Genomic DNA, 12,221 nt, shown 5'->3' on the forward strand with positions numbered 1-12,221 from the left:
GGTGAAGCGAATTTTTTATCGGGAGTAAGATTTTATGTTTAAAATCTAAATTTATTGTTAAAATTCATAGCTTTGATACACTAACCTTAAAAAACGAATAAAAATGGGAATGGTATCAGAATTTAAACAATTTGCCATGAAAGGCAATGTGGTTGATTTAGCAATCGGGGTAATTATCGGTGGTGCGTTCAGTAAAATTGTAAGTTCATTCATCGACGATGTAATTACGCCTTTATTGTTGAAACCTGCTTTAGAAGCAGCAAATCTTCAAAAGATTGAAGATTTAACCATTTTGGGAGGAGTCAAATATGGGATGTTTTTATCTGCAATAATTAACTTTATAATCGTTGCTTTTGTATTATTTCTTTTAGTGAAAGGCATGAATGCCGCGAAGAAAAAAGAAGAAGCCGCTCCTGCAGCGCCTGCGGGCCCCACACAAGAGCAATTGTTAGCCGAAATTCGCGATTTATTGAAGAAGTAAACCGCTACCTATATATTCAAACTAAAGCCACTCCGATGCGGGTGGTTTTTCTTTTTTAAAATGTACCAACCGACGTAATTTCTCGTTATTTTTGCGTGACTGTTCAAGAAGCCGCTCCGTTTCTTGAATCGCAAACTACTTAAATTTCAACTTAAAACATAAAGACCATGAAAGTTGCCGTTGTTGGTGCTACCGGTATGGTAGGCGAAGTGATGCTACAAATGTTAGCCAATCGAAATTTTCCCGTAACCGAATTAATTCCCGTCGCTTCCGAGAAGTCGGTCGGAAAAGAAATCACCTGGAAAGGGAAGGGCTACACTGTAGTCGGATTGCAAACAGCAGTAGACATGCACCCTGATATCGCGTTGTTTTCCGCTGGCGGCCAAACCTCCCTTGATTGGGCACCGAAATTTGCTGAAGTGGGGACCACGGTAATCGACAACTCATCGGCTTGGCGCATGGATCCAACCAAGAAATTGGTCGTACCCGAAATCAATGCGCACGAATTGACTAAAGCCGATAAAATCATCGCTAATCCCAACTGTTCTACCATTCAAATGGTGATGGTTTTGGCTCCTTTACACAAAAAATATGGCGTAAAACGCGTGGTGGTTTCAACCTATCAATCCATCACCGGAACAGGGGTGAAAGCGGTACAACAATTGGAAAATGAATATGCCGGCGTGCAAGGGGAAATGGCCTACAAATACCAAATTCACCGCAATGCCATTCCACAGTGCGACGTGTTTGAAGACAACGGCTATACCAAAGAGGAAATGAAACTCACCCGCGAAACCAAGAAAATCATTGGTGACGACACGATTCATGTGACGGCCACCGCCATTCGTATTCCCGTAGTTGGGGGCCACAGTGAGGCGTTGAATGTAGAGTTTCATCATCCGTGTAACTTGAATGAAATCCGCGAAATCTTGCATCATACACCCGGCGTAGCTGTGCAAGACAATACCGATACCTACACCTATCCCATGCCGCTGTATGCTCATGGTAAAGATGAGGTATTTGTGGGCCGCATTCGCCAAGATGAAAGTCAACCGAATACCGTAAATATGTGGGTAGTGGCCGATAATTTACGCAAAGGAGCGGCCACCAATGCCATTCAAATTGCCGAGTATTTGGTAGCGCAAGGACTCGTATAATCCGCTTCCTACAAAATATCTTCCCGTCGGTTCTTAAAAAAATGGTAAATCGACGGGAATTTTTTTGCCGAAACTTTATCTTTGACCCATGATGAATGTTCGTCGGTTACTTTTTGGTGGTATTTTATCCCTCGCCTTTTTGGGAGTTGTCGTGTTGCAGGCGGTCCATGCGGTGGGTCATATTGCGCACGAATTTGAAACTGCGCACTGCCATCATCATTATACCCAAGGGACTACCGAGGTTTCTCACGCGCATCATGATTATGAAAAGTGTTTTCAATGTGAGTTTGCCTTTGGGGCTTACTTAAAACCCATTGCATTGGGATTCACGCTTTGGCCGGATTCCAATTTCCCCAAGGAATTATTTTCTTTCCATAGTATTTCGATTTCCGGATATTCCGGTTTTCACCCCGCCCTTCGCGCACCGCCTTTAGGATAATACATTCGTTTGTATGATCTTAATGCATTATCCATGTCAAGAATTTTTTATGTTATCTCCTTGCTGTGGGGTTTCCTATTATTTGGGCAACACACCGTAACGGGGATTGTATATGGTTCCCAACAGCAACCGCTCGAAGGCGCGCATATTCACCTTTCCGACCAGTCCGTCAATGCACTAAAAGACGGCACATTTCAATTTCGCAATGTCCCCCAAGGCAAGCACAAAGTGTTTGTTACTTATGTGGGTTACTTACGGAAGGATACGCTTGTTGTGGTAACCCAAGCACAAGATTTGGTGCTCCGCTTGCAAAAAGACCCTGTGGTATTGCAAGAAGTAGCTGTTAAAGGAAATCCTATTTCCAACAAAGGTCTTGTGGTGGAAGCCAAAGTAAAGACGGTCGAGTTACAACGAAATGCAGCGCGAAGTCTGGCTGAAGTTTTGGCTGAAATTCCCGGCGTAAGTATTTTGAGAACAGGAAGTACCATTGCAAAACCAGTCATTCAAGGATTGCACAGCAGTCGTGTTCCTGTGGTAGTCAATGGGATTCGCAGTGAAGACCAACAATGGGGGGTTGATCATGCCCCCAACTTTGATAGTAATACGGCAGGGAAAATCAGTGTAATCAAAGGGGCTGGTGCGTTGCAATATGGCGGTGATGCCATCGGGGGACTTATACTTATTGAACCCTATGTATTCGCCAAAGATACGCTTTCGGGTAGCGCTGTAGTCAGTTTGCACTCAAATGGACGCGGAGGAGCAGTCAATGCCGCTGTTCACCGTGGAAATTTTTGCGATTGGGCATGGAATGTACAAACAGGGATGAAGTATTTTGGCGATCGAGAAGCTCCCGATTATGTGCTGTCCAACTCGGGGAGCCGAGAGTATTCGTTTAGTGGTGATGTGAAACATATTGGGAAAAAAGTGGTTTGGGGTGCTGCTGCGAGTTTTTATCAATCGCAAATGGCCATTTTAACCGCTTCTCATATTGGGAACGTCACCGATTTGTACTATGCCATAACCAGCGGCCAGCCGTATTTTGTGGATGATTTTGGGTACGGAATTTCCAATCCCAAACAGGAAGTACGTCACATGCGAGGAAAATTATTTTTGAATTATACACTCTCCGATTCTGAAAGGTGGAATACCCAATATGAAATGCAATACAATCAACGCTATGAATATGATATCCGTAGGGGACAAGCCCGAAACACGCCATCGTTGGATTTGACGTTGACCACGCACACCGTATTGTCGGATTACAAAAAACAAACGGAAAAGTCGGTTTTAAAAGCGGGCTTCATAGGACAATACCAGCACAATGCAGCGAGTCCTGATACGGGCATTCGGCCTTTGATTCCCACCTATGAGAAAGTGGATTTTGGGTTGTATGGGGTATATCAATATGCTATTGCCCCAAAATGGACTGCTGAAGCGGGTATTCGGTATGATTTTTCGCAAATGATGGCCCAAAAGTTTTACCTCAAATCCCGTTGGAACGAACGCAATTACAGCCCTCAATTTGACCATTTTATTGTAGGCGACGTAGGCACGCAATGGAATACCCGTCCAGAGTTTCTTTTCCACAACCTCAGTGCTTCGGCAGGGATACGCTGGAATGCTAATGCACGTTGGGATTTTCTCCTGAGTTTGGGCCGGGCCGTACGCAATCCGAATCCTTCTGAATTGTTTAGTGATGGATTGCATCATGCTACTGGAATGATTGAATTGGGCGATTTGAATTTAACGCAGGAAAAAGCTTTAAAAACCGCTTTGGAAATCAATTATAGAAGTACTCCATTCACCCTGACAGCAACCCCATACATGAATCGTATTCAAGATTTTATGTACTTACGGCCGGTAGGTTTTGAAACCACCATTCGCGGTGCCTTTCCCGTTTGGGAATACCAACGAACTGACGCTTTGCTGTTGGGATTAGATTGGAATGCTCATGTGCGTTGGAATGCCAACTGGAGTTATGGCGTGATGGGGGCCATGATCTATGCGCAAGATCAAACGACCGATACGCCAATTATTGATATTCCACCATTAAATTTCACCCAACATATTCAGTTTGAATATCCACAATGGCATGGGTTGACTACCCAATTACGTTGTTTATGGATGACGCAGCAACACCGTTATCCCAATACGAATATTGATGCGTCAATTGTTGTCAATAATCAGTTGGTGCCTGTAACCGTTGATGTGAGTACGCCTCCGCCAGGGTATGTGTTATGGGATTGGAATGCGGCAATTACTTTGGTTGCTAAAAATAAATCGGAGTGGGTTATAGGATTCGGGGTGCAAAATATCGGAAATACCAGGTATCGTAATTATTTGAATCGGCAACGTTTTTTTGCTGATGAAATGGAAAGAAATATTCAAGTTCAATTACGTTACAATTTTTAACTTCTAACTTTAAAAAAAATGAAAAAAATGAACACTTTAGAAAAAGTACAAAAATCAATTCGTGTCCTTGCTGTAGCTACTTTAACTCTTGGAATGGTATCCTGTAGCGATGATAACAATACGCCCGTTAATGAAGAAGAGGTAATTACCACCGTAACAGTTCGCTTAACAGGAGGTGGACAAGTGATTACCTTGACTTCAAAAGATTTGGATGGAGATGGACCCAATGCCCCAGTGGTAACAGCTTCGGGGAATTTAGCACCAAACACCGCTTACACAGGAACGGTAAGTTTCTTGAACGAGACAGAAACTCCAGCGGAGGATAAAACGGCAGAAATCCAAGCAGAAGGTCTAGAACACCAAGTGTTTTTCCAACCGACAAGTGGGTTAGGAACATTTACCTACACCGATTCAGATTCTTCTGGAAGACCGATTGGCCTTTCTTTCAATTATGTATCAGGAAATGCTGGAACGGGCAATTTAACAGTGACTTTACGACACATGCCTAACAAAGCGGCGGCTGGAGTTGCGGCTGGCGATATTACCAATGCAGACGGAAGTACCGATGCACAAGTACAATATCCAATTACCATCAACTAATGGGTAAGATTCAAAAAAAAGCCTAACGATTTTAGACTGCACCCAAAAGTTTAGACAAATTTATAATTAATTTTGATAATAGTGAGCTCGATATTTTATCGGGCTCATTTTGTTTAAAAACGATTATCTCCATCCAATAAGTTGCCGATACCTCCTAAAAGGCTGCCTTCTTCACGAGAACTGCCCCCGGCTTTGGGCGCAGAGGCAATGATTCGATCGGCCAAACGGCTGAAGGGAAGTGATTGAATGTAAACCGTACCGGGTCCGCGTAGTGTAGCAAAAAAGAGTCCTTCGCCACCAAATAATGAGTTTTTGATGCCGCCGATAAATTCAATATCATAATCAACTTCTTGTGAAAACCCTACGATACAACCGGTGTCGACTTTTAGGATTTCGCCGGGTCTCAAATCCCTACGGGCTAAAGTTCCCCCAGCGTGGACAAATGCCATTCCGTCTCCTTCTAGTTTTTGCATGATGAATCCTTCTCCTCCAAAAAGACCACGGCCCAGTTTGCGCGAAAATTCAATGCCAACGGCAACTCCTTTGGCAGCGCATAAAAAGGCGTCTTTCTGACAAATAAATTTTCCGTTGTATTGTTGTAAGTCAATCGGAATAATTTTGCCTGGATAAGGCGAAGCGAAACAAACTTTGCGTTTTTCGGAATGTTGGTTCTGGTAAGCAGTCATAAACAAACTTTCGCCGGTTAAAACCCTTTTTCCCGCCGAGAGTAATTTTCCTAAGATTCCACTGGATTGTTGCGCAGATCCATCGCCAAAGATGGTTTCCATTTGGATGCCGTGGTCCATCATCATAAAACTTCCCGCTTCGGCGACCACTACTTCTTGAGGATCCAATTCTATCGCAACGTATTGCATTTCTTCACCGTAAATGGTGTAATCAATTTCATGTGCCTTCATGTTGTTTCTCTTTTTTATACCTAATAAGTGTAAATTTTTATTTAAACGTAACAATTGAGTAACTTTAAAAAAGACGCTTTTCATAAATTAACACTATAAATACAAAAAATAAATAAATAATGTTATATTTTTACCATAATGATAACCAATAAACTTGTATATTATGAATTCAATGTTTACTAAAATTGTCCGAATAATGCTGGGTCTCGTCTTGGTGGTTTTTGGACTCAACAAAGTTCTTCCATCACCTATTATTCCTTTACCACAATTGCCTGATAATGCATCATCCTTTATGACTTCCTTGGCTGCTACGGGATATGTTTTGAAAGTATTAGGGATTTTAGAAGTTTTTATTGGCGCATTACTATTGACACGAAAATGGGTTGCCTTTGCCTTAATCATGTTGGCACCAATTTCTATAAATATAGTGCTCTTTCATTTATTCTTAGATGCTTCAGGGATGCTCGTGGCTTTGGTAATTGCCGTGTTGAATAGCATTTTGATTTACAAACACTGGTCGCAATACCGATCGTTATTTTTATAAAAAAGAAAAGCGTTGTTTTATAAAATAACGCTTTTTTTTAAGGTTCCAAATAAGCGGGACGTTTCACATGCCGCATAATTCGCAGTATTTTATCTTTACGTCGTTCAATATAGCTCGAGCTATTGACGGGTTTGTATTTACGGGGATTAGGTAGAATAGCAGCAATACCGGCCGCTTCCCGTTTGGTTAACGATCGTACCGAATGGCCATACCAATACTTTGCAGCAGCTTCGGCTCCATATACACCTTCGCCCATTTCGATGCTGTTGAGGTATATTTCCATGATGCGCTTTTTGCCCCAAATCACTTCAATCAAAACGGTAAAATAGGCTTCAAAAATTTTTCGCACATAGCTTCTCCCTTGCCACAGGAACACATTTTTGGCGGTTTGTTGTGAAATGGTACTTCCCCCTTTGATGCGTCGGCCTTTTTGGTTGTTTTTAAATGCTTTTTGCATCGCGGTAAAATCAAAACCCCAATGCTCTTCAAAAGTACCGTCTTCACTGGCGATGACGGCCCGTTGTAGATTGACCGAAATGCTATCTAGCGGTACCCAATCGTGGTTGCAAATCATTTCTTTGCCTTCCCATTTGTTTTCGATAGCACGGGTGATCATTAAAGGGGTAAACGGAACGGGAACCCATTTAAATAGAATGACAGCACCTATGGATAAACCCAAAAACCAAAGGATAATTTTTCGTACTATTTTTAAGAATCGTCTCATGGTTAGATTATATCAAGTCCGCTAATTCTTTTCCAACGAAACTCCCGATGGCGATACCCATACCGCCCATTCGCACCCCGCAATAGGTGTGTTCTGATAAACGTTCAACTATGGGTTTTTTACTATTTCCAATGCCCATTATACCGCTCCATCGATGTGTAACGTTAACTTCTTTACCCGGAAGAATTATTTCTTTTAATAGCTGGTCTAAACGGTTTTGAATTTTTTCTGTGATTTCCAGCTTGGTTGTTGTTTCCCCTTCGAAATCCAAATTTCTTCCGCCGCCCAGCAGAATTCGGTTTTCAAAATTACGGAAATAATAATACCCCCTGTCCAAATGAAAGGTTCCTCGAATATCTAAGTCCAGAATGGGTTCGGTAATCAACACTTGGGCACGTGCGGGACGAACCGCATTTTGGGTTAATCCACCCGCAAAACCGTTGGTAGTGAAGAGCAATTTTTGGGTTGAAAAGCTAAGCTGCTCCAATTCAACTTGCACCTGATTGTTGCTTTCATAATGGTTTTTAACCTCCATTTGGTTGAGAATCAATATGCCCGCCGCCGCTGTTTTTTGCAACAAAGCCTGCATCATATTTCCTGTGTCGATTTGGGCTTCAAAAGGATTAAAAACAACATATTCGTGGATGCCTTTAAAGTCGAAACGATCCATTTCTCGTGCAAATACATCGGATTTAAAAAGCGGTTTTAAAAGGTCGTTGACGAAAGGAATTTTCTGCAAACATTCATGGTATAAGCTTTCATCTTCTTTTAAAAACAGTTCATACCCGCCGTGTGGCTTAAAATCTAGCGCAGTATCGCCGATGTTTTTACGCAACAGTTGTAGGCCTTCCCAACGTTTTTGGATCAATTGAATTACGTCCTCCTCTGAGTGCGTTTTCAAGTCGTCAATAACTTCCGAAATACTGCCAAAACAGGCAAACCCCGCGTTTTTAGTGCTGGCACCTTGGGGTAAAATCCCGCGTTCCAGCACAAGTATTTTAGCTTGTGGAAACCGTTCTCGTAAGCGTAAAGCGCAATGCAAACCAACAATTCCACTCCCCACGATGGTGTAATCGACATGGGTAAACCAATTTTTTAGTTCCCAAAAACTATAGGTCATCACGCTTTATTTTTTTTACGAAAATACATAGATTTTTTGTGTTGGCGGATTATTAGGAATGTATTAATAAAATAGAAAAAATGCTGTTAAATGCCTATTTTTAAGCCATGCACTTTGTCGATTTGTTAATATCTTTTGTTAATGGGGGTCGATTTCTTAACAAAAACTTAATATTTTCGACCTCATAACCTAAAAAAGCGATTGAATATGAAATACAGATTACTAACTCTTGCTCTTTTGGCCTTTACCGGTTTGGCAACGGCACAGCAAAAGGGCTCGTTTTGGAGTCCGGCCTCGCGAGGAAATACACCCTTATTGGAGAGTCGTATGCAACTTCCGGAACAAAATATGATGCACTTGCGCGTCAATGATTTTAAAGCAGCCTTACAAGCCGCGCCTCAACGTAACTTTACGGGTCGTTCGAGTGCTGTTATCGTGGAAATTCCTAGCAGCACAGGAGCTATGGAGCGTTTTCAAGTATTTGAAAACTCCAATATGGATCCCGCATTAGCAGCACAATATCCTGAAATTAAATCGTATATCGGGTATGGTGTGGATCATCCGACGTTAACGGCTTATTTCAGTGTTTCACCCCTAGGATTTAAATCAATGGTGCTTGGTGCCGATCGTAAAGCAGAGTTTATCGAACCCCTAACAGAAGATTTAAATACATATACCATTTTTCAAAAAGGTTCCTATATTGCTGCCGATACCTTCCGTTGTTTGGTGGATGACGAGCCTATGGCTCAAGTCTTGACCAACAGTATGGAGGCGCGTCCAAATGCCGACGATGGTGTATTGCGAACCTATCGCTTGGCATTATCGTGTACAGGGGAATATACCGCCTATTTTGGTGGTACCAAAGCCTTAGCGTTAGCTGCAGTTAATAACACAATGACGCGTGTTAACGGGGTTTTTGAAAACGATTTCAATGCGCGTATGGTGTTGATTGCCAATACTGACTTGGTAATTTATACCGATGCAGCAACCGATCCATATACCACAAACTACAACAGTCAATTGCAATCAACGTTAACTTCTGTGATTGGAGATGCCAATTATGATGTAGGACATTTGTTTGTGAGAGCTTCTAATAATGGTAACGCCGGGTGTATCGGTTGTATATGCGCCTCAGGAAAAGGAAGTGCTTTTACATCGAGTACGATTCCGACTGGCGACACCTTTGACATCGATTATGTAGCGCATGAAATGGGTCACCAATTTGGAGCGAATCATACCTTTTCAATGAGTAACGAAGGAACAGGAGCTAATATGGAACCCGGATCTGGATCTACCATTATGGGGTATGCAGGAATCACCAGTCAAGATGTGCAGCCGAATTCGGATGCATATTTCCATGCGTTTAGTATTCAGCAAGTGACCAACAATATTAAAGCCAAAACGTGTTCAGTAAATACGCCTACCGGAAATGCAGTACCCACTGCCAATGCCGGTTTGGATTATACGATTCCACGTAGCACGCCTTTCATGTTGACAGGAGCGGGGTCTGACAGCAATGGTGATGTAATCACTTACAATTGGGAACAGTTTGACAATGCCGCTTCTACAGCTACAGGTGCAAGTTCAGCTGCGAGTGCTACACGTACAAGTGGTCCTACGTTCCGTTCCTACAATTCTTCTACGTCTGCTGTGCGTTATTTCCCAAGAATGCAATCGATCCTAGCGGGAGCGACCACCACTGCGGGAACTGAAATTACCGTGGAGGCCCTGCCCTCTGTGGCACGTACCATGAACTTCCGTTTAACCGTTCGCGACAACCGTGTCGGTGGGGGTAACAACAACAGCGACGATATGATTGTCACAGTAAATGGTACTGCAGGTCCGTTTACAGTAACAGCACCGAACACTGCTGTGTCGTACACAGGCGGAACGTCTCAAACCATTACTTGGAATGTAGCAGGAACTACTGCCAATGGAGTGAATTGTGCCAATGTAGATATCATGCTTTCTACCAACGGTGGCTCCACATGGTCAACCTTATTAGCGGCGACCCCCAATGATGGAACGCAAGCCGTAACTATTCCGAATACACCGAGTACAACTTGTCGTATTATGGTGAAAGGAACCAACCATATTTTCTTTGATGTTTCCAATGCAAACTTCACCATTACTTCAGGTGTAGCTGATACGCAAGCACCAACAGCACCGACTTTAAGTGCTTCGGGAACAACGGGTACATCAACCAACTTGTCCTGGACAGGGGCTACCGATAACGTTGCTGTGACGGGATACGATGTGTTCCAAGGAGCTACATTATTGGGTTCTACGGCATCTACTACGTTTGCAGTAACGGGATTAACACCAGCCACCACCTATTCGTTCACAGTTCGTGCCAAAGATGCAGCAGGAAATGTTTCAGTGGCTAGTAATGCGGTTAGTGTAACTACTTCAGCACCCGATACTACTGCGCCTACGGCTCCTACCTTATCTGCGTCAGGAACAACGTCAACAAGCACCAATTTGTCATGGACTGGCGCTACCGATAACGTAGCTGTAACAGGTTATGATGTATTCCGTGGCACAACCTTAATCGGTTCAACGGCCAACACGACTTTTGCAGTAACTGGATTAACGGCTGCAACCACTTACACCTTTAACGTTCGCGCTAAAGATGCGGCAGGGAACGTTTCAGCAAACAGTAATACGGTTACGGTAACCACATTAACGGCTTCGGTAACGTATTGTGCCTCCCAAGGAAACAGTACTGCCGATGAGCGTATCGGACGTGTTCAATTGAGAACCATCAATAATGCCTCAACAGGAACGGCCGGTTATGAAGATTTTACCGCTATCTCGACCAATTTGGTTCGTGGTGTGTCCAATACGATCACCATTACTCCAACGTGGACAGCTACTCGTTACCGTGAAGGTTATGCTGTATTTATCGATTTAAATCGCGATGGTGATTTCTTGGATACTGGAGAGCGCGTATTTTCTCGTAATCCTACCAATACAACTCCAGTTTCAGGTTCGTTCACTATACCCACTACCGCTGCTTTAGGAACTACCCGTATGCGTGTTTCTATGAAGTACAATGCGGTACCCACCGCTTGTGAAATTTTCGGTTTTGGTCAAGTGGAAGATTACACCGTAAACATTACCGCTACAGCTCGAGGCGAGGAAAGCACACCAGAGTTGGCTGTTAAAGTATATCCAAACCCAGTGCGTGATGTATTGTACATTTCCGATTTAGCCCAAGAGGCTTCCTACCGCATTGTGAATGTGATGGGTCAAGAAGTGCAACGCGGTACCACGCAAGGCGAAGGTGTTGAAGTACAAAACCTTGCGCCAGGCACCTATCTTCTAGAAGTTTCTACCGCTGAAGGTTCCGCTACAAAACGATTTATCAAACAATGATATCCGTTTTTTCAATTCCAAAAAGACCACTCTTCGGAGTGGTTTTTTTATTACTTTTAAGGCGGAATCACTATTCCTATCCACTAAACGTTACGAATTATGAATAAAAAAATTGGCATTGTAATCTTAAGTCTTATGAGTGTTGCAGCAAGTGCGCAAACCCTTACTCCAGAAATGCTCTGGAAACTAGGGCGCGTTTCCGCTTTGGGTTTGACCAAAGATGGACAAACGATAGTATATAAAGTTTCAACGCCTTCTGTGGCCGAAAATAAATCGTCATCGAAATATTTCACGGTACCTGTTGCCGGGGGTACCGCTACCGAGGTTCAAAATGCAGAAGCACTGGTGGCCAACCGTAATCTATCGCCTAATGGGAAGTATTTGTTGTCTTCTCAAGAAACCAAAGTAGAAAAGGTTTTAGGAAAAGACTTTTATCCCGAACTGGAAAA

10 protein-coding genes and 1 pseudogene are annotated in these 12,221 nt (G+C 43.0%); 8 read left to right on the forward strand and 3 right to left on the reverse strand.

What is annotated here, in order from left to right; translation table 11 throughout:
- Window positions 1-103 precede the first annotated feature (103 nt).
- The 5 genes from mscL (at window position 104) to ABWO12_RS10935 (ending at window position 5,089) form a co-directional block, all read left to right on the forward strand.
- Window positions 104-481 (forward strand): large conductance mechanosensitive channel protein MscL, encoded by a 378-nt coding sequence (gene mscL, locus ABWO12_RS10915; RefSeq protein ID WP_073362000.1) that lies wholly within the window; start codon window positions 104-106, stop codon window positions 479-481.
- 167 nt (window positions 482-648) lie between these two features.
- Window positions 649-1,638, forward strand: a complete 990-nt coding sequence (locus ABWO12_RS10920) for an aspartate-semialdehyde dehydrogenase (protein ID WP_353088959.1) — start codon at window positions 649-651, stop codon at window positions 1,636-1,638.
- 88 nt (window positions 1,639-1,726) lie between these two features.
- Window positions 1,727-2,077, forward strand: a complete 351-nt coding sequence (locus ABWO12_RS10925) for a hypothetical protein (protein ID WP_287784612.1) — start codon at window positions 1,727-1,729, stop codon at window positions 2,075-2,077.
- A 33-nt stretch (window positions 2,078-2,110) separates the two neighbouring features.
- Window positions 2,111-4,489 (forward strand): TonB-dependent receptor, encoded by a 2,379-nt coding sequence (locus tag ABWO12_RS10930; RefSeq protein WP_353088960.1) that lies wholly within the window; start codon window positions 2,111-2,113, stop codon window positions 4,487-4,489.
- Between the two features lie 27 nt (window positions 4,490-4,516).
- A complete protein-coding gene (locus ABWO12_RS10935; RefSeq protein ID WP_353088962.1) occupies window positions 4,517-5,089 on the forward strand; it encodes a type 1 periplasmic binding fold superfamily protein in 573 nt (190 codons plus the stop codon).
- Window positions 5,090-5,202: 113 nt separating this feature from the next.
- Here the strand turns inward: ABWO12_RS10935 and ABWO12_RS10940 are convergent, their stop codons facing one another.
- On the reverse strand, window positions 5,203-6,006 hold the full coding sequence (locus ABWO12_RS10940) for a TIGR00266 family protein (protein ID WP_353088963.1): 804 nt from the start codon (window positions 6,004-6,006) through the stop codon (window positions 5,203-5,205).
- A gap of 163 nt (window positions 6,007-6,169) precedes the next feature.
- Here ABWO12_RS10940 and ABWO12_RS10945 point away from each other — a divergent pair, with 163 nt between their 5' ends.
- Window positions 6,170-6,550 (forward strand): DoxX protein, encoded by a 381-nt coding sequence (locus tag ABWO12_RS10945; RefSeq protein ID WP_353088965.1) that lies wholly within the window; start codon window positions 6,170-6,172, stop codon window positions 6,548-6,550.
- Window positions 6,551-6,587: 37 nt separating this feature from the next.
- Here the strand turns inward: ABWO12_RS10945 and mtgA are convergent, their stop codons facing one another.
- Both mtgA and ABWO12_RS10955 read right to left on the reverse strand, forming a co-directional pair.
- Window positions 6,588-7,274 carry a monofunctional biosynthetic peptidoglycan transglycosylase gene (mtgA, locus tag ABWO12_RS10950; RefSeq protein WP_353088966.1) on the reverse strand — a complete coding sequence of 229 codons (687 nt, stop codon included), beginning with the start codon at window positions 7,272-7,274 and terminating at the stop codon, window positions 6,588-6,590.
- Window positions 7,275-7,281: 7 nt separating this feature from the next.
- Window positions 7,282-8,394: an NAD(P)/FAD-dependent oxidoreductase gene (locus ABWO12_RS10955; RefSeq protein ID WP_353088968.1), complete on the reverse strand. Its 1,113-nt coding sequence runs from the start codon at window positions 8,392-8,394 to the stop codon at window positions 7,282-7,284.
- Window positions 8,395-8,601: 207 nt separating this feature from the next.
- Here ABWO12_RS10955 and ABWO12_RS10960 point away from each other — a divergent pair, with 207 nt between their 5' ends.
- Both ABWO12_RS10960 and ABWO12_RS10965 read left to right on the forward strand, forming a co-directional pair.
- Window positions 8,602-11,772 (forward strand): reprolysin-like metallopeptidase, encoded by a 3,171-nt coding sequence (locus ABWO12_RS10960; protein ID WP_353088969.1) that lies wholly within the window; start codon window positions 8,602-8,604, stop codon window positions 11,770-11,772.
- Window positions 11,773-11,871: 99 nt separating this feature from the next.
- Window positions 11,872-12,221 (forward strand): annotated as a pseudogene (locus tag ABWO12_RS10965) (S9 family peptidase); the annotation flags it as partial.

Origin of the sequence: Flavobacterium sp., assembly GCF_040379285.1 — a bacterium.
Classification (GTDB): Bacteria; Bacteroidota; Bacteroidia; order Flavobacteriales; family Flavobacteriaceae; genus Flavobacterium.

Bases quoted from the DNA above. Each gene is read 5' to 3' on its own strand.
- ABWO12_RS10960 (WP_353088969.1), top strand. From the start codon at position 8,602: ATGAAATACAGATTACTAACTCTTGCTCTTTTGGCCTTTACCGGTTTG.
- ABWO12_RS10930 (WP_353088960.1), top strand. From the start codon at position 2,111: ATGTCAAGAATTTTTTATGTTATCTCCTTGCTGTGGGGTTTCCTATTA.
- ABWO12_RS10920 (WP_353088959.1), top strand. From the start codon at position 649: ATGAAAGTTGCCGTTGTTGGTGCTACCGGTATGGTAGGCGAAGTGATG.
- ABWO12_RS10925 (WP_287784612.1), top strand. From the start codon at position 1,727: ATGATGAATGTTCGTCGGTTACTTTTTGGTGGTATTTTATCCCTCGCC.
- mscL (WP_073362000.1), top strand. From the start codon at position 104: ATGGGAATGGTATCAGAATTTAAACAATTTGCCATGAAAGGCAATGTG.
- ABWO12_RS10935 (WP_353088962.1), top strand. From the start codon at position 4,517: ATGAACACTTTAGAAAAAGTACAAAAATCAATTCGTGTCCTTGCTGTA.
- ABWO12_RS10955 (WP_353088968.1), bottom strand. From the start codon at position 8,394: ATGACCTATAGTTTTTGGGAACTAAAAAATTGGTTTACCCATGTCGAT.
- mtgA (WP_353088966.1), bottom strand. From the start codon at position 7,274: ATGAGACGATTCTTAAAAATAGTACGAAAAATTATCCTTTGGTTTTTG.
- ABWO12_RS10940 (WP_353088963.1), bottom strand. From the start codon at position 6,006: ATGAAGGCACATGAAATTGATTACACCATTTACGGTGAAGAAATGCAA.
- ABWO12_RS10945 (WP_353088965.1), top strand. From the start codon at position 6,170: ATGAATTCAATGTTTACTAAAATTGTCCGAATAATGCTGGGTCTCGTC.